A 17,447-nucleotide genomic window follows, 5' to 3' on the forward strand; every position below is an offset into this window, starting at 1 on the left:
ATGCAACATGAATGAATCTCTGAGCCAAATTATTGCAAATGAGCTACAAGCGCGGCCACAACAGGTACTTTCTGCGATTAGCCTGCTTGATGAAGGGAATACTGTCCCTTTTATCGCACGCTATCGGAAAGAAGTTACCGGAGGTCTGGATGACACCCAACTCCGTCAACTTGAAACCCGCCTTAGTTATCTGCGCGAACTGTCGGACCGCCGCCAGACCATTCTTAAATCCATTGATGAGCAAGGCAAACTGACCCCGGAACTGGCAGAAGCCATTAATGGAACTCTCAGCAAAACAGAGCTGGAAGATCTTTATCTGCCATACAAACCGAAACGCCGTACTCGTGGACAAATCGCTATTGAAGCGGGTCTTGAACCACTAGCGGACGCCTTGTGGCAAGATCCACAGCAAGAACCAGAGCAGGTTGCCGCTACCTTTGTTGATATCGATAAAGGTGTGGCTGATACCAAAGCGGCTCTGGATGGCGCGCGTTATATCCTAATGGAACGTTTTGCCGAAGATGCCGCGTTATTGGCGAAAGTACGTGACTATCTATGGAAGAATGCCCATTTGGTCGCTAAAGTCGTTGCAGGAAAAGAGGAAGAAGGCGCTAAATTCCGCGACTATTTTGATCATCATGAACCTATTGCACAAGTCCCTTCTCACCGAGCATTAGCTATGTTCCGTGGTCGTAATGAAGGAATACTGCAACTTTCACTAAATGCTGATCCCCAGTTTGATGAACCACCAAAAGAGAGCTATTGCGAACAGATTATTACGCAGCATCTTAATCTGCGCCTGAATAATGCACCGGCAGATAGCTGGCGTAAAGCCGTAGTGAACTGGACCTGGCGCGTTAAGGTATTGCTGCATCTTGAAACTGAATTGATGAGTACCTTGCGAGAGAAAGCGGAAGATGAAGCCATCAAAGTCTTCGCCCGCAACCTGCAAGATCTATTGATGGCCGCGCCAGCGGGTATGCGTGCAACAATGGGGCTCGATCCCGGTCTGCGTACCGGTGTCAAAGTAGCTGTTATCGATGCAACCGGCAAACTGATTGCCACAGACACGATCTATCCACACACCGGGCAAGCGGCTAAAGCTGCTGCAAGCGTGGCAGCCTTGTGTCTCAAACATCAAGTGGAACTGGTCGCCATCGGTAACGGAACAGCTTCCCGTGAAACAGAACGTTTCTTCGCGGATGTGCAAAAGCAGTTCTCAGAGATAAAAGCCCAAAAAGTGATTGTCAGTGAGGCAGGGGCATCGGTTTATTCTGCCTCCGAGTTGGCGGCACTGGAATTTCCTGATCTGGACGTTTCACTACGTGGAGCAGTCTCTATCGCCCGTCGCTTGCAAGATCCACTGGCCGAATTGGTGAAAATCGATCCGAAATCCATCGGTGTCGGTCAGTATCAACATGATGTCAGCCAGAGTCAGCTTGCCAAAAAATTGGATGCCGTCGTTGAAGATTGCGTAAACGCCGTCGGCGTGGATCTCAATACCGCTTCTGTTCCACTGCTAACCAGAGTTGCCGGGTTGACCCGCATGATTGCCCAGAATATCATCAACTGGCGTGATGAGAACGGCCGTTTCAATAACCGTGCACAATTACTGAAAGTCAATCGTCTTGGGCCAAAGGCTTTTGAGCAATGTGCTGGATTCCTGCGGATTAATCACGGTGATAACCCGCTGGATGCATCGACCGTTCATCCAGAAGCTTATCCGGTAGTGGAAAAAATTCTGGCGGCCACTGAGCAGAAACTCCAAGAATTGATGGGTAACCCTGCCTCATTACGTGGATTGCAACCTCAGGATTTCACCACCGAGCGATTTGGTGTTCCAACCGTTACCGATATTTTGAAAGAGCTGGAAAAACCTGGCCGCGATCCACGACCCGAGTTTAAAACCGCGACTTTCACGGAAGGCGTGGAAACCATGAATGATCTGCATCCGGGAATGGTGCTGGAAGGTGCAGTCACTAACGTGACTAACTTTGGCGCATTTGTCGATATCGGCGTTCATCAAGATGGTTTAGTTCATATCTCTTCGCTGTCCAATCGCTTTGTAGAAGATCCTCACACCGTGGTAAAAGCGGGTGATATCGTTAAAGTAAAAGTGCTGGAAGTTGATCTGAACCGCAAGCGCATTGCTCTGACCATGCGTCTTGATGAGCAACCGGGAGAAACTCCCTCACGCCGCAATAACAGTGCACAAGCTGACCGCCGTCCTGAACGTAATGACAGGAACCGTAACACTTCCCGTTCTTCTACCTCAGCCGGAAACAGTGCTATGAGTGATGCGCTAGCTGCCGCATTTGGAAAAAAACGTTAAGATTCCTGTCACTGTAACTTCTATCACTGTAAACAGACGCACTGCTTCGGCAGTGCACGTTTCTTGGTTCCTGCCAGAAAGAATCCAAACTCACAGATTCATATCAACTCTGAGTGACTAAGTGATTAAATTAACACCAAAAATGAAAATAGGATTAACATTGAAATTAATGTTGGTTATTATTCTCATTTACAATTATTATGAATTGGATGCAAATCATACTTCATAATAATGAGTATGACTAATTTTCGATATTATACCCTACGGATTTCAAGATGCATCGCGACGGCAAGGGAGCGAATCCCCGGGAGCATAGCGAACTATGTGACTGGGGTGAGTGAGTGCAGCCAACAAAGAGGCAACTTGAAAGATAACGGGTATATCTTACTTACCACAGATCCCGGAAGGTTATATGCAACTTCTTCCAGACCATAGTTACAAGATCATCGGTTTTTCTCCGAAGATCAGCCCGGCTTACCGACAGAAATTGCTGTCATTAGGTATGTTACCCGGTTCTTCATTTCATGTTGTCCGCTTAGCGCCTTTAGGTGATCCGATACAAATTGAGACTCGCAGAGTCAGCCTGATTCTGAGAAAAAAAGACTTGGAATTTCTCACATTAGACAGCGTTCAATGCAACGCATAATCCGTTGCAAGCAACGAAATAGTTACTCTTAATTTAATCTGGCACCAAAAACATGAAAGCACTGACCATTGGCCTAATTGGCAACCCCAATGCCGGCAAAACAACATTATTTAACCAACTTACTGGCGCCCGACAACGTGTAGGCAACTGGGCTGGCGTTACAGTAGAACGAAAAGTTGGCCGTTTTACCACCGCGGAACACAAAATTGAATTAGTTGACCTGCCGGGAACCTACTCTCTAACCACGATTTCTGAACAAACATCACTGGATGAGCAGATAGCCTGCCACTATATCCTAAGCGGTGATGCTGACATGCTGATTAACGTCGTAGATGCTTCTAACCTTGAACGAAATCTCTATCTGACGTTACAACTGTTGGAATTAGGCATTCCATGCATCGTTGCGCTTAATATGCTGGATATCGCTGACAGTCAGCATATCCAAATTAATATTGCCGAACTGGAGCAGCGCCTGGGTTGTCCAGTCATTCCAATGGTTTCAACCCGAGCAACGGGACTAAATGAGCTGAAACGGGCAATTGGCCGCCATAAGCAGAATTCCGGGCAGTCACTGATTCACTACCCTGATTGCCTGTTGCAAGAAATTGAGACGTTATCTGGCGCAATTTCAGACAATTTTCATGCTCAACAACGCCGTTGGTTAACGCTTCAAATGCTTGAAGGGGATATTTACAGCCTGGAACGTTCCGGTCTTGCTACCTCAATGCTGGCTGAATCCAAGGAACGTTTGCAACAACAGCAATATGACGAACCCGAACTGTTGATTGCCGATGCGCGCTATCAAAGCATCAATACATTGTGCATGGTCGTGATTGATACCCAAAAAGCCATGCCAAATAAGCTCACCCAAGCAATCGATAAAATTATCCTTAATCGTTGGTTAGGCGTACCTATTTTTCTGGCGGTTATGTATTTAATGTTCGTGCTGGCAATTAATATCGGTGGTGCGCTACAACCTATCTTTGACAGTGGTTCTGTCGCTATTTTCATTCATGGGGTTCAATGGCTTGGGCATACCTTAAGCTTTCCAGCATGGCTGACGGTTTTCCTCGCGCAAGGCATCGGTGGTGGTATCAACACAGTTTTGCCGCTGGTACCACAAATCGGCATGATGTATTTATTCCTCTCTTTCCTTGAGGATTCTGGCTACATGGCGCGGGCTGCATTTGTCATGGATCGTCTGATGCAAGTTCTTGGGCTACCGGGCAAATCATTTGTCCCGTTGATCGTTGGTTTCGGTTGTAACGTCCCATCCATTATGGGGGCGAGAACGCTGGATGCTCCACGTGAACGCTTGATCACGATTATGATGGCCCCCTTTATGTCTTGCGGTGCACGATTAGCCATCTTTGCTGTATTTGCCGCCGCATTCTTTGGCAAAAATGGGGCAACTTTTGTTTTTTCCCTTTATATATTGGGTATTGTCGTCGCTATTCTGACTGGCCTGATGTTGAAATACACCATTATGCGCGGCGAAGCCTCACCATTCATTATGGAGCTCCCGGTTTACCACATTCCACATCTAAAAACTCTGCTTCTGCAAACCTGGCAACGCCTGAAAGGTTTTGTTATCCGTGCCGGTAAAGTGATCGTTATCGCCAGTATGTTCATCGGCGCTCTTAACAGTTTCTCATTTTCTGGCAAGGCGGTGGATAGCATCAACCAATCCGCTCTGGCTTCAGTCAGCAAGGCTATTACGCCCGTGTTACAGCCAATTGGCGTTCACTCTGATAACTGGCAAGCAACTGTTGGTTTGATAACTGGTGCCATGGCAAAAGAAGTGGTAGTTGGGACACTCAATACGCTGTATACCGCAGAAAACATTGCTAATGAACCGTTTAATGCAGATGAGTTCAACCTGTTTGCTGAACTGAAAGATGCAGTTGGTGAAACTTGGGATAGTTTGAAAGATACCTTCACTCTGAGCGTGCTTGCCAACCCAATCGAAGCTAATAAAGGTGACGGTGAGATGGATAGCGGTTCTATGGGAACCATGAGCGCCAAATTTGGCTCCGCTATTTCAGCTTACAGTTATCTGATCTTTGTTCTGTTATATGTGCCTTGTGTTTCGGTGATGGGCGCGATTGCTCGCGAAACAAGCCGTGGCTGGATGACATTCTCTATTCTGTGGGGACTGAACGTGGCTTATTCAATTTCAGCCCTGTTCTACCAGATGGTGACTTTCTCACAACATCCACAAAGCAGCCTGATTATCATTCTGACCGTCGTCATATTTAACGCACTGGTGTTCTACTTCCTGCGGCGGGCACGCAGCCGTGTGACGATGAAGTTAATCAGCAACCCGGGAAATAGCTGCCACTGCTCCAGCGGAAACTGTCACTAGGAATTGAAAATGATTAGCCTATTACAAGTAAGGGATGCCGTTGCTCTGAATGGACGGGCAGATGCCAAACTGTTGAGCCACCAGCTTTGCGCGTCCGTACAGATGATTGCCGCTATGCTTGAACAACTTACAGTGATGGGCAAATTGGAAAAAGTTGATGCAACTGCTTGCCTAAGCGGCAGTTGCAAACAATGCCCTGAAACACAGAAATGTGATACGGCGGTTTATCGGATCGCTGGGGGATGTTAATCATTTAATTGTATTGGTTTTATGCGTTTCGTTTATACCCGTCATCTTTCAAGTTGCCTCTTTGTTGGCTGCACTCACTCACCCCGGTCACATAGTTATCTATGCTCCCGGGGATTCGCTCCCTTGCCGTCGCGATCCATCTTGAAATCCATAAGGTATAGCTCTTATTGCGGCTTTCTTTTCTTCCATTTCGCAATTTTGCTACTTGGGCGAGATAAGAATTATGATTTGCCCGCCGCTAATTTCTCAAAGGCAGCATCGATTTCTGCCTTTAAATTCTCAGGGATTAAATTTTTCCCGGCCAAATCCCAGTTAAGATTGCTATCCCATGTTTACTTGGTTTTTCCTTTCAAGTACAAGTCATAGTGTTTTGCATTGATAAAATCAATATTGCTAAGCTTATTTTGGTTGTACATATTTATTTCTTTCCTCAGTTAATTTATATTTTTTAAATAAAAAATATAGGAATGTCACCGCAAGCAGGATGCTTGTTAATTTAAAAGTGAATTCGATAGAGATGAGTTTTGCAATATACCCACCAATAATTGGCATCAAAATTGCCACTACAGATGAAATCTTCTGTATATCTCCTGTAGCTTTCCCTACGTGTTCAAAACCAATAACATTTCTTACACCGTATCTAATTGCGAAAAATGTGACACCTGAGGCCGTACCAACAAGGAAAACCAACAAATAGTATGTGACATAATGATGTGTTTTTGCGTCTAAAAAACCAAATCCCCAAAAGGCCACAAAATTAATCATAATGGAAAATAACAAAACATTCTTGGCTGACAATTTTTTAAGTAACCAACCAGAAACTCGTGTTCCTACTATGCCACCGACCCCGAGAAGTGAAATTATGTAACCTATGCTACTTTCATTTTGCCCAATCCTCTCAAAGAAGATACCGAGCATATCGTTACTAAGAAAAAAGGCTAAGTTTGACAAAGTATAAGCCGAAACAAGTAAATATAAATCCGGTTTATTTTTCAATTGCTGTATGAATGAAAAACGTTCTACAGCAGCAGAACTTACGCTTGCATTTACATCAAGCCGAAAAGTATCATCAAAGTATGATGTCAACATACCGACTAGGTTAAATGTCATTGATAATAACAGGACAAACCATAATCCATAATTCGTGTTTAAATATACAACAAACAAGGGAATGACTATTCTGCTAAAATTGATTATATATCCATAAATTTCATAAAATCTTTGAGACTCATTATCATCTACATTCAATTTTGTGTTTGATATTCCAAGTCCACACCGACAGGTTGTCTTGATTAATGTAATGACATAAAGAAATATAATTGGATCAGCTACAGATAGGAAAGGCATGGTAATGCCATTAATAAAGAATAGCAATGTCCTCCAACTTAATATATTTCTGTTGTCAAACAGCTTGCCGAATAATCCACTTGCCACCAAAAACGGAACAGCGAAACAAGCACCCAATATCCCCATTTCGGACGGAGTAGCATGCAAGCTGTATATAGCTATGATGCTTAAGATAGCGTAATCAAGATAAGTATCAAGTTCGTGGACACCTATACTAATGTACTTTTTCATCAGTTATCATCCAAATGAGAATAGGTATAAATAAATATTTACACCTATCCTTGGTTTTTAAAGCTTTATATTAGCTGGCCAGAGGTTGATAGTCCATAATGTCTCCTTTTTAAACTTTAGGTTGATATTTACTTATTTACCGTGAGAGAATTTAAATATAAGCAATAATCTTTTTACATGTAAATTAGCTGTTACAGTAAAAATCTTATTATTGTGAGGGAGCTTATGTTTTTTAATCGCCGAATATCTTTCATTATTGTCTTTAAAAATCATTTAAATACATATATACCCAATGGATTTCAAGATGGATCGCGACGGCAAGGGAGCGAATCCCCGGGAGCATAGATAACTATGTGACCGGGGTGAGTGAATGCAGCCAACAAAGAGGCAACTTGAAATCCATAGGGTATATACTACATTGATTGTTTTAAAAATAATGTCAAAGACTTTGATAAGCCCATCAGAAAAATTCGAAGTTGAATTTAAAAATCTTATAAATAAATACAGTTATATAAGTATTTTAACTCATTCAATGGGAATTCCCGCAGGATGGGACAAGGAAAATATATGGAATTAAAAGGTAGAATTTGCCTTTCTTAGTAACAAATTGAATCCCTATGATTTGTCTAATCGTCAGAAGAACTAACATTGAACCGCCGCATTCACACGGCGGACGATTTACTTTTTCAAACCACGCTAATAAAAATCTGTTATCTCATCGACCTTACAATGCTTCTCTACTAACAAATTCAGTCAACAATCCAACAAACTCATCTGGATGAGAAATAAAAGGCGCATGAGCGGCATGACGCATCATGGCTGAAACTGAACTCGGCCATTTTTCATCAAGAATGTTGAGGATTTTTTTTGGCACCAACCCATCCAGATAACCGTAAATCCGCAGGAACGGTATGGTAAGCTCAGCCAAAGGCTGCCTTAAATCTTCGGTACGCAAAATTTCCAAGCCAACATGCAGCACTTCAACAGAAGGCATCGGCTGCGCCAGCACAACAGATTTCAGCAATCGCGCATCTTGACGGGCGCTGTCAGTGCCTAATGTCTGTAAAGCAAGGGTCCAAAGAGTCATAAGTCATAACTAAACACATACAGTCTATTGATTTACAGGCATTTGGAAAACAAATCTTCCTCCAAGCGCGGCAGCGTAGCGGCTTAAAGTATCCAGATTTGGCACACTCTTACCATTTTCCATACGACTAATGTTTTGCTTCTGAGTGCCAATCTTCTGAGCAACATCTTGTTGAGTAAGATGTAACGCTTTACGTGCATCTTTAAGCTGTTTCATCAACGCCTTACGGATCTGGATATCGTTATATGCTTCCAGAGTCGCGGCGTCTTCCAAAAGAAGCGTTTTAGCTTCAGAAAACGGGATAATATCATAATCATTATCAGACATTTTTAAGACTCCGTTTAACTTCTTGCATTCGTTGGTTTGCTAGATCGAGCGATTTCTTCGGCGTTTTTTGGGTTTTCTTTTGCAGTATATGAACAACATAAAACTGTTGTCCAACTGCAAAAAAGAAAAATCCCCTCGCAATACCCTCAGAAGCACTCACTCTTAACTCTTTAAGCCCGTTTCCAATGTCTCTAACTTTAGGCTCTTTTAAATCTGTTCCAGCAGCTTCTAATTCTTCTATGGCTTCAATCATTGAAACTTTGAGACCAACAGGTAGCTTAGAAAGCTCCTTGAACGCCGCTCTTATAATGTTTGCTGAAAACATAAAATTAATCCATTTAATTTACTATCTTAACATGCACACCAAAAGTAATCAAAATAGATTACTTTTATGAGCAAAGCAAGCCATCTATTTATAGGCAACGAGCACAGATATGTGCTCCCAATAAAATCACTCAAAAAATTATGCGCACCAACAGCACCAACGCCCGCTATAGCATCAATTCACCGACAAGAGCGGCAGCTTTTTACTATGCAACGAAAAAATTAATTGAATCACCGCATCCACGCGGGAGAAGCTTTACTATTTTAAGAACTCATCAAACTCACAGCGCTTCTCTACTAGCAAATTCAGTCAACAATCCAACAAACTCATCTGGATGAGAAATAAAAGGCGCATGAGCGGCATGACGCATCATGGCTGAAACTGAACGCGGCCATTTTTCATCAAGAATGTTGAGGATTTTTCTTGGCACCAACCCATCCAGATAACCGTAAATCCGCAGGAACGGTATGGCAAGCTCAGCCAAAGGCTGCCTTAAATCTTCGGTACGCAAAATTTCCAAGCCAACATGCAGCACTTCAACAGAAGGCATCGGCTGCGCCAGCACAACAGATTTCAGCAATCGCGCATCTTGACGGGCGCTGTCAGTGCCTAATGTCTGTAAAGCAAGAAAACGCTCAACTGTGCGCTGGAAATCTTCACTAAGCTGATGTTCGAAAGCGCTCAAGACTTCCGGCTTAATCCCCGGCCAGTCACTTTCTGTGCTGAAATGCGGTGAAGAAGCCACGGTAATTAATCCGGCAACCTTATCCTGATGGTCAAGGGCAATCCGGCTGGCAACCAGACCGCCCAACGACCAACCTAGCCATAGCGCATTTTCAGGCGCATATCGCCAAACTTCATCCGCCATGTCAGCAAGATTCATCGGGCCATATTTCTGGCTACGGCCATAACCCGGTAAATCCACCAAATGTAAACGAAAATGCGAAGCGCATCGCATTTCAATGGAACGCCAAACTTCTGCATTCAGCCCCCATCCGTGCAGCAACACAAGATCACGCGAATCTCCCGCAGAAGTCTGCCAAAACAGATCAGCCATTGTTATTCTCAACTTTATTTGCCATCAAGGAAGAAGCCTATGCTAACAATGGTTGGGTACTGTTGGCTATGCCATCAGCCTCTTTGGTTTCCACATCATGGAGTATGCAGTTTTTGTCACAAGCGACTGAAACGTTTGACAAACATGTGTCCATGTTGCGCTCTGCCCTCAGAACTCCCTTCACTGCCTTGTGGACGCTGCCTCAAAAAACCGCCTCCATGGGAAAATATGATAGCGATTACCGATTATTGCCCACCACTGAGTGGCCTGATTCGTCGCTATAAATATCACAGCACCCCACAACTTGCGTCAGTTCTGGCACGCCTGTTTCTGCTACATTGGCAACAAGGCTATCGTGATGGACGATGGTATAAACCCAACATTCTGCTCAGTGTGCCACTGCATCGACGCCGGCGCTGGAAACGGGGATTTGATCAAAGTGTATTAATGGCAAAACAGCTATCAGAATGGCTACAATGCGATTACCAGCAAAGCTTTCTACAGCGGACGCATGCTACACTACCACAAAGAAATTTATCGGCAGCACGGCGTAAAATTAATCTCAGGAAAGCATTTCAGCTTTGTGGTCCCGTTGCGGGACAACATGTCGCCATACTTGATGATGTGATCACCACCGGCGCGACCATGACTGAAATTTCCCGTTTGTTAATTCGTGCTGGCGCTCGTTCAGTGCAGGTCTGGGCGATTTGTCGAACCTTGTAGTCAATACGAGAATGGGCGTATTATAACCAACTATAGCAGTCAACTATTGAGCAAATGATATGATTAATATTACTGAAGCAGCACAAGCTCATTTTGCCAAATTACTGGCAAACCAAGAACCGGGTACACAAATTCGTGTATTTGTCATCAATCCAGGCACACCTACCGCTGAGTGCGGCGTATCTTACTGCCCGCCTGATGCTGTTGAAGCAACAGATACTGAATTGAAATTTGATCAACTGTCAGCTTACGTTGACGAACTGAGCGCCCCTTTCCTTGAAGAAGCAGAAATTGATTTTGTCACCGATCAGTTAGGCTCTCAGCTAACATTAAAAGCCCCTAACGCCAAAATGCGTAAAGTTTCTGATGATTCCCCACTTGTCGAACGTGTGGAATACGTTTTGCAGTCACAAATTAATCCACAGTTAGCCGGTCACGGTGGCCGCGTTAGCCTGATGGAAATCACGGATGATGGTTTTGCTATCCTTCAATTCGGCGGCGGCTGCAATGGCTGTTCAATGGTTGATGTCACTTTGAAAGAAGGGATTGAAAAAGAGTTGCTGAACATGTTCCCAGAACTAAAAGGCGTAAAAGATTTGACTGAACATCAACGCGGTGAACACTCTTATTATTGATAACGTATTATTGATAACGTATTACTGATAACAAATTTTCCCGCTCGGATAATCGTCGGGAAAACATGATTACAATAATAACCTAATTGGATAATCTCTATACCCTATGGATTTCAAGATGCATCGCGACGGCAAGGGAGCGAATCCCCAGGAGCATAGATAACTATGTGACTGGGGTAAGTGAGTGCAGCCAACAAAGAGGCAACTTGAAAGATAACGGGTATAAGTTCTAAAGAGCAAGTCAAAATATATATGGAACATTTTCAAACCATCAGCCCTGAACAGGCTTATCAACACTGGCAGGATCAATCCGCCATTATGGTGGATATCCGCGATCCACAGAGTTTCCGGGCGGGTCATGCATGTAACGCTTTTCATTTAACCAACGACACATTGAATGCATTTATGTTACAGGCCAATTTCGAGCAGCCAGTTATGGTCATGTGTTATCACGGTCATAGCAGCCAGAGTGCCGCTCAGTATTTATTGAACATGGGTTTTGAAGCTGTCTACAGCATTAATGGCGGTTTTGAAGCTTGGCGCAGAGACTATCCTCACGCTGTTGACTCCTTACCTAATCCGGCATAACAACACCTCATGATCCGTGTAATTTCTATTTCAAATCCGCGTCTGGCGCAAGCCTTTATCGATTATATGGCAACCCGTCAGGTACACCTGACTATGCGTCCCGGCCACGATGGGCAACACGTCGAGCTGTGGCTGGAAGATGACACTAAGCTCACTATGGTTCAGCAGGAGCTGGAGCAATTTACTCGTGATCCGTTAAATGAACGTTATCAAGCGGCCAGTTGGCAATCCGGCGATGTGAATCACCCATTGAAGTACCACAATAATCTAAATTGGCAATATTTAAGTCGTCAGGCAGGTCCGTTAACCATCACGGTTTTGTTCCTAAATATTGTTGTTTATCTCTGGATGCAATTCGCCGGTGATGATCAGGTGATGTCCTGGCTGGCATGGCCTGACGATAGCCAACATATGGAACTATGGCGTTGGGTCACTCACGGCTTACTGCACTTCTCACTACTGCATATCATCTTTAATCTCATGTGGTGGTGGTATCTTGGCGGACAAACAGAAAAGCACCTCGGTACAGGAAAACTGTTTGTCATTATGATTGTTTCCGCTGTTTTCAGCGGCTGGGGACAATCATTATTCAGTGGTTCTCATTTTGGCGGCCTTTCTGGTGTTGTTTACGCTTTAATTGGTTATGTCTGGCTAACCGGTGAACGTGCGCCCGAACGTGGTATCGGTGTTCCCCGTGGTTTGATGACTTTTTCGCTCTTCTGGCTAATTGTTGGATACTTCGATGCATTTGGGCTATCGATTGCCAACGCCGCCCATTTCTCCGGTTTAATTATCGGTTTACTGATGGCGTTATGGGATAACCGTCATACATTCAAAAATAATAACCGACATTTTTAGAAACTTAGAGGACTATCGTGAAGCAAACTCAACGGCATGATGCAATAGTTGAGCTGGTGCGCCTTCAGGGCTACGTCAGCACTGAAGAGTTGGTTGAACACTTTAATGTCAGCCCCCAGACTATCCGCCGTGATTTGAACGATTTGGCAGATAAAAACAAAATACAGCGGCATCACGGCGGTGCCGCGTTGCCATCAAGTTCAGTTAATACTGCTTATCACGATCGCAAAATCATGTGGTCAGAAGAGAAAGCACGTATTGCACAACGCGTTGCTAGCCATATCCCGGATGGCGCAACGCTGTTTATTGATATTGGCACGACACCAGAAGCTGTTGCTCACGCATTGTTAAATCATAAAGCTCTGCGGATTGTCACTAACAACCTCAACGTCGCTACCCTGTTGATGACAAAAGAAGACTTTCGTTTAATTCTGGCGGGTGGGGAGATTCGTTCCCGTGATGGCGGGATTATCGGTGAAGCCACACTGGATTTTATCTCCCAGTTTCGGCTCGATTACGGCATTCTCGGCATCAGTGGCATTGACATGGATGGCTCATTACTGGAATTTGATTACCATGAAGTACGCATAAAGCGCGCAATTATCGAAAACTCCCGTTGTGTTATGTTAGTCACTGATCATTCTAAATTTGGCCGCAATGCTATGGTTAATCTGGGTAACATGAACCTCATTGATCATCTATTTACTGACCAACTTCCCCCTCCAAGCATCCAGAAAGTGATTGAGCAACATAACGTGCAGCTCGAACTCTGCTAAGAATTTTTTCTATATTCAGGGGATAGCACTATCCCCTATCTCCTTGCCGTTCCACAATTACACCATCTTTTAGCTTCTTCATTAATACCATACAAATCATATGGATAAGGTAATATTTGTTATCTATATCACGTGAACATGTTTTTTCTTAGCAAATAGTTGGCTATTGATCGATTTCTGATTACAATCTTGAGCGAAAACGAGCATTAAAGAACTATTACGAACATTTTAGGGGGATGCATGGAGACTAAAGACTTGATTGTGATCGGCGGCGGAATCAACGGCGCCGGGATTGCAGCCGATGCTGCTGGCCGGGGGCTTTCTGTTCTGTTACTGGAAGCACAAGACTTAGCCAAAGCCACATCATCCGCCAGTTCAAAACTGATCCACGGTGGCTTACGTTATCTGGAACATTATGAATTCCGTTTGGTCGGCGAAGCGCTGGCAGAACGTGAAGTTTTACTGAACCTTGCACCACACATCGCTTTTCCGATGCGTTTCCGCCTGCCGCACCAGCCACATTTGCGTCCAGCATGGATGATCCGTATTGGCCTGTTCCTCTATGACAATTTGGGCAAACGTGTCAGCCTACCTGGCAGTAAAGGGCTAAAATTCGGTGCCAATTCTGTTCTGAAACCAGAATTGGTCCGTGGCTTTGAATATTCTGACTGCTGGGTTGATGATGCTCGTTTAGTTGTCCTTAACGCTCAAGAAGTCAAAAAACGTGGCGGGGAAGTCCGTACCCGAACAAAAGTGACCCGTGCATGGCGCGAACAAGAGGGTTGGATGGTTGAAGCCGAAGATCTGCGTACAGGTAAGACCTATACTTGGCGAGCAAAAGGTCTGGTTAATGCTACCGGCCCCTGGGTTAAAGAATTTTTTGACGATGGCCTGAAATTGAAATCACCTTATGGTATTCGCCTGATCAAAGGCAGCCATATTGTGGTGCCAAGAGTGCATGATGAGCCGCAAGCTTATATTCTGCAAAACGAAGATCACCGTATCGTATTTGTTATTCCTTGGATGGATGAATTTTCCATTATCGGAACCACCGATGTGGAATATCAAGGTGATCCAAAAGAAGCGAAAATTGACGATCAGGAGATTAATTATCTGCTGAGAGTTTATAACGACCACTTCAAGAAACAACTTAGCCGTGACGATATCGTCTGGACCTATTCTGGCGTACGTCCACTGTGCGATGATGAATCCGATTCACCTCAGGCAATTACGCGCGACTATACCCTTGACATTCATGATGAACAGGGCAAAGCACCATTACTGTCTGTGTTTGGCGGTAAATTAACTACTTACCGTAAGCTGGCAGAACACGCAACCGAAAAGCTCATGCAATATTATCCCAATGCCGGAAAAGCCTGGACCAAAAATGGTCAGTTACCGGGTGGTAACTTGGAAGGCTGCGATCGTGATGGTTATGCCCGTTTATTGCGTAAACGTTACAACTGGTTACCGGAAGGTGTTGCTGTACGTTATGCGCGTACTTACGGCAGCAACAGCGAACTGATTCTGCAAGGTGCCAGTAATCTGACCGACCTAGGTGAATCCTTCGGTCACGGTTTGTATGAAGCAGAGCTTCGTTATCTGGTCGATAATGAGTGGGTTGTTGAACTGGATGACGCAATCTGGCGCCGTACCAAACTGGGTATGTGGCTGAAAGAAGAGCAGAAGCAACGCATTGCAGCATGGTTAGCGGAAAATGCTAAACCACATACTGAGATTTGATTTTTCTTCACAGAAAATCATTGATCTTCCAGTTTAGGAAACACGACTACCGCGAGAATATTAAAACTTTTCTCGCGGTTTTTATTGCGTAGAATTTATATCCAATTTCTCCCTCCAACGTTATATCAATCTTTCCAATTCCTGATTGACACATAAATTAGCCAAATATTATATATATTCAGTGTAAAATACTGCCTCATGTTCCCTGTTGGAGCAATTAACCACGAACATTTTAAGATTCTTATATAAACAATACTTTTGATTCTTTTATACCATGAAGAAGTCTATAAAAATATTAATCTATTTTTGAGCTAGACAGTTCGTAAGGAAGAATAACACCAGCATTATCTTTAAAATCTTTAGGGTTTCTAGTAATCAATAACCGCCCATTTCGCTGAGCTGTTGCCCAGATTATTGCATCAGGCAGCTTTATCTTTTTCTCATGTCGGATAACTACTGCACATTCTGCTACGTCACTCGTGACACTGAGAATCTCAAAGCTATCTAAAAAGATTCTTGTTGCGTTTTCTTTATCCTTGTCCAGCTTCTTAGCTCCTACCATAACCTCCATCCATGTTATACAACTAATAGCTGGACTATTTCCATATTTTCTCAATGTCTCCGCGGCTTGTTCATATCCATTTAAATAGTCAATCAATATATTAGTATCAAATAACGACTTCATAGCAATCATTGCCATTCCTTGCGTAAATTATTTTGATATTCCAACCCATCCAATTTTTTATCCCCCCACAAACCAAAAGCACTGTTATTCTGTTCTGAAATATTAGCATCAAGGTAAGCATCTATTGCTTTCCGGATCTGTGCAGCACGTGACTTATCGGGAGAACGCTCCTTTAAAATCTCGAGCTTTCTAATTGTTTCTTCTGGCAGATCTATATTAATTCTTACCATAGCAACCATATTTATTTCCCCTTATCAGATATCAGGTATATGTATCATATACCTCATTAGTTCGATTGTCTATTTTTTGATCCAAAAAATTATTGTGATAACTAATCAACAGATTTTACTCTGAAAATATCTATTGATCATGTAAACAAAACATTTAAAACATGTGACTTTTCCATTTGCAACAATACCTAAAATAACCTATAAATAAAGCTGTTACATACATATCGGTACTGTTTAACCCTATCTTTGATTAGATAAAAATTCAAATAAAAACAAATTGTTAAGTTATTGTTAGGGAATGAACTTAACAAACAATCTGGTAGCAATAGATGCCCCAAAATTATAACTAGCGAGATGTTACATGACTACTGATATAAATATTGATCAACTATTAAAAGCAGAAGCTTCATTTATGCTAGGGACCCTGACATTAGAATCCAACATTATCGGGCTTATGAGATACGAAGATGGCACCCTTTTGATAACCCAAGATAGTCCATTCTACCCGAAGAACTATAAGTGGCCAGACCAACTACATGATAATGGAATAATTTCAATAGGCGATAAAGAACTTGCTGTGACAAAAGTTTACACTGCGGGCCTTATTGATGGTCATTTATATATAGACCAGGAAATAACGAAACAAGCAACGTCACCAGAAAAAATTATGCCAGCACACTACTTACCTGATTTACACGGAATTTCAGAAAGAGACCTCATAGGGAAAACGGTAACTCTATCTGTGAACGATGAAACAAGGTATAAGGTAAGTGCTGCACACTCTATGGCCCACTTTATGTCCCTTGCTTTAAATAAAGCAACACATCATATATGGTCCAAAGTATACGATACCGATGATTTGGGAAACTATAATTTAGATAAAGCCGCCATTTACCAATCTTCTATTACAGAGCTTCGATCCGTTGATATTTATCGATTTGGTAAATCACTCAGAAAGAAAGGATTTGATAAAAATATATTAATTGAAAATCTGGATAAAATTAATAGAGAAGTTAATAACACACTCAATAATTGGTTATCTCAGGGTGCGGAAATAACCATTGAATATAAATCAAAAGAGATTAATGACACTAGATTATGGAAATCGACTATTGACTCTAAGGTAGTCACTATCCCAGGGCACGAGCATACTTTGACTGCTATTCATCCAAAGAAAACTCTTGCCCGATAATCATCGCACCAACCCGCTTTTTTAAGCTTGTTCCTTTGGCTCGGTGCCCCG

21 protein-coding genes and 1 pseudogene are annotated in these 17,447 nt (G+C 43.2%); 14 read left to right on the forward strand and 8 right to left on the reverse strand.

What is annotated here, in order from left to right; all coding sequences use genetic code 11:
- Positions 1–7 precede the first annotated feature (7 nt).
- The 5 genes from ACGF49_RS21285 to ACGF49_RS21305 all read left to right on the forward strand — a co-directional run bounded on the left by ACGF49_RS21285 (position 8) and on the right by ACGF49_RS21305 (position 5,592).
- Complete coding sequence (locus ACGF49_RS21285) at positions 8–2,332, forward strand: Tex family protein (RefSeq protein ID WP_162120525.1); 2,325 nt, start codon at positions 8–10, stop codon at positions 2,330–2,332.
- 237 nt (positions 2,333–2,569) lie between these two features.
- Positions 2,570–2,767 (forward strand): hypothetical protein, encoded by a 198-nt coding sequence (locus ACGF49_RS21290; RefSeq protein ID WP_158536492.1) that lies wholly within the window; start codon positions 2,570–2,572, stop codon positions 2,765–2,767.
- Positions 2,745–2,978, forward strand: coding sequence for a ferrous iron transporter A (gene feoA, locus ACGF49_RS21295; protein ID WP_112879608.1), 234 nt, complete (start codon positions 2,745–2,747; stop codon positions 2,976–2,978). Before ACGF49_RS21290 ends, feoA begins: the two co-directional genes overlap by 23 nt.
- A gap of 52 nt (positions 2,979–3,030) precedes the next feature.
- Entirely contained in the window at positions 3,031–5,343 is a 2,313-nt protein-coding gene (feoB, locus tag ACGF49_RS21300) for a Fe(2+) transporter permease subunit FeoB (RefSeq protein WP_387492677.1), read from the forward strand.
- A 9-nt stretch (positions 5,344–5,352) separates the two neighbouring features.
- The gene (locus ACGF49_RS21305) at positions 5,353–5,592 is read left to right on the forward strand and encodes a FeoC-like transcriptional regulator (protein ID WP_228901659.1); all 240 of its coding nucleotides are present in this window, start codon (positions 5,353–5,355) and stop codon (positions 5,590–5,592) included.
- Between the two features lie 19 nt (positions 5,593–5,611).
- Here the strand turns inward: ACGF49_RS21305 and ACGF49_RS21310 are convergent, their stop codons facing one another.
- Together ACGF49_RS21310 and ACGF49_RS21315 are read right to left on the reverse strand one after the other, a co-directional pair.
- A complete protein-coding gene (locus ACGF49_RS21310) occupies positions 5,612–5,788 on the reverse strand; it encodes a hypothetical protein (RefSeq protein WP_387492680.1) in 177 nt (58 codons plus the stop codon).
- Positions 5,789–5,991: 203 nt separating this feature from the next.
- Complete coding sequence (locus ACGF49_RS21315; RefSeq protein WP_113041220.1) at positions 5,992–7,170, reverse strand: MFS transporter; 1,179 nt, start codon at positions 7,168–7,170, stop codon at positions 5,992–5,994.
- 370 nt (positions 7,171–7,540) lie between these two features.
- Here ACGF49_RS21315 and ACGF49_RS21320 point away from each other — a divergent pair, with 370 nt between their 5' ends.
- Entirely contained in the window at positions 7,541–7,747 is a 207-nt protein-coding gene (locus ACGF49_RS21320) for a hypothetical protein (protein ID WP_113041221.1), read from the forward strand.
- Positions 7,748–7,894: 147 nt separating this feature from the next.
- Here ACGF49_RS21320 and ACGF49_RS21325 read toward each other — a convergent pair.
- From ACGF49_RS21325 to bioH, 4 genes and pseudogenes are all read right to left on the reverse strand, one after another.
- Positions 7,895–8,242, reverse strand: a pseudogene (locus tag ACGF49_RS21325) (pimeloyl-[acyl-carrier protein] methyl ester esterase); the annotation flags it as partial.
- A gap of 39 nt (positions 8,243–8,281) precedes the next feature.
- Entirely contained in the window at positions 8,282–8,584 is a 303-nt protein-coding gene (locus tag ACGF49_RS21330; protein WP_112895584.1) for a helix-turn-helix domain-containing protein, read from the reverse strand.
- Positions 8,577–8,909, reverse strand: coding sequence for a type II toxin-antitoxin system RelE/ParE family toxin (locus ACGF49_RS21335; protein ID WP_112895583.1), 333 nt, complete (start codon positions 8,907–8,909; stop codon positions 8,577–8,579). The genes ACGF49_RS21330 and ACGF49_RS21335 overlap by 8 nt, the downstream gene beginning before the upstream one ends.
- Before the next feature lie 280 nt (positions 8,910–9,189).
- Positions 9,190–9,966 carry a pimeloyl-ACP methyl ester esterase BioH gene (bioH, locus tag ACGF49_RS21340; RefSeq protein ID WP_387492685.1) on the reverse strand — a complete coding sequence of 259 codons (777 nt, stop codon included), beginning with the start codon at positions 9,964–9,966 and terminating at the stop codon, positions 9,190–9,192.
- A gap of 39 nt (positions 9,967–10,005) precedes the next feature.
- On the opposite strand from bioH, the gene gntX reads away from it, so the two are divergent.
- The 7 genes from gntX (at position 10,006) to glpD (ending at position 15,289) form a co-directional block, all read left to right on the forward strand.
- Entirely contained in the window at positions 10,006–10,689 is a 684-nt protein-coding gene (gene gntX / locus ACGF49_RS21345; RefSeq protein ID WP_228901816.1) for a DNA utilization protein GntX, read from the forward strand.
- A gap of 59 nt (positions 10,690–10,748) precedes the next feature.
- Positions 10,749–11,324, forward strand: a complete 576-nt coding sequence (gene nfuA / locus ACGF49_RS21350; RefSeq protein WP_112878442.1) for a Fe-S biogenesis protein NfuA — start codon at positions 10,749–10,751, stop codon at positions 11,322–11,324.
- Positions 11,325–11,410: 86 nt separating this feature from the next.
- Positions 11,411–11,557 carry a hypothetical protein gene (locus tag ACGF49_RS21355; RefSeq protein ID WP_158536494.1) on the forward strand — a complete coding sequence of 49 codons (147 nt, stop codon included), beginning with the start codon at positions 11,411–11,413 and terminating at the stop codon, positions 11,555–11,557.
- A gap of 19 nt (positions 11,558–11,576) precedes the next feature.
- Complete coding sequence (glpE, locus tag ACGF49_RS21360) at positions 11,577–11,912, forward strand: thiosulfate sulfurtransferase GlpE (RefSeq protein WP_113041224.1); 336 nt, start codon at positions 11,577–11,579, stop codon at positions 11,910–11,912.
- Between the two features lie 9 nt (positions 11,913–11,921).
- The gene (glpG, locus tag ACGF49_RS21365; protein WP_113041225.1) at positions 11,922–12,770 is read left to right on the forward strand and encodes a rhomboid family intramembrane serine protease GlpG; all 849 of its coding nucleotides are present in this window, start codon (positions 11,922–11,924) and stop codon (positions 12,768–12,770) included.
- Between the two features lie 17 nt (positions 12,771–12,787).
- Positions 12,788–13,546, forward strand: a complete 759-nt coding sequence (locus tag ACGF49_RS21370) for a DeoR/GlpR family transcriptional regulator (RefSeq protein WP_112895580.1) — start codon at positions 12,788–12,790, stop codon at positions 13,544–13,546.
- A gap of 240 nt (positions 13,547–13,786) precedes the next feature.
- Positions 13,787–15,289 carry a glycerol-3-phosphate dehydrogenase gene (glpD, locus tag ACGF49_RS21375; RefSeq protein ID WP_113041226.1) on the forward strand — a complete coding sequence of 501 codons (1,503 nt, stop codon included), beginning with the start codon at positions 13,787–13,789 and terminating at the stop codon, positions 15,287–15,289.
- A gap of 295 nt (positions 15,290–15,584) precedes the next feature.
- Here glpD and ACGF49_RS21380 read toward each other — a convergent pair whose 3' ends face one another.
- Entirely contained in the window at positions 15,585–15,983 is a 399-nt protein-coding gene (locus ACGF49_RS21380) for a type II toxin-antitoxin system VapC family toxin (RefSeq protein ID WP_113025947.1), read from the reverse strand.
- Positions 15,980–16,213 (reverse strand): ribbon-helix-helix protein, CopG family, encoded by a 234-nt coding sequence (locus ACGF49_RS21385; RefSeq protein ID WP_229000188.1) that lies wholly within the window; start codon positions 16,211–16,213, stop codon positions 15,980–15,982. The genes ACGF49_RS21380 and ACGF49_RS21385 overlap by 4 nt, the downstream gene beginning before the upstream one ends.
- Before the next feature lie 352 nt (positions 16,214–16,565).
- Between ACGF49_RS21385 and ACGF49_RS21390 the strand changes: the two genes are divergently transcribed.
- Complete coding sequence (locus tag ACGF49_RS21390) at positions 16,566–17,396, forward strand: hypothetical protein (RefSeq protein ID WP_387492693.1); 831 nt, start codon at positions 16,566–16,568, stop codon at positions 17,394–17,396.
- Positions 17,397–17,447: the final 51 nt, after the last annotated feature.

The organism is Photorhabdus sp. RM96S, from assembly GCF_042879335.1.
In the GTDB taxonomy this organism is placed as follows: domain Bacteria; phylum Pseudomonadota; class Gammaproteobacteria; order Enterobacterales; family Enterobacteriaceae; genus Photorhabdus; species Photorhabdus kayaii.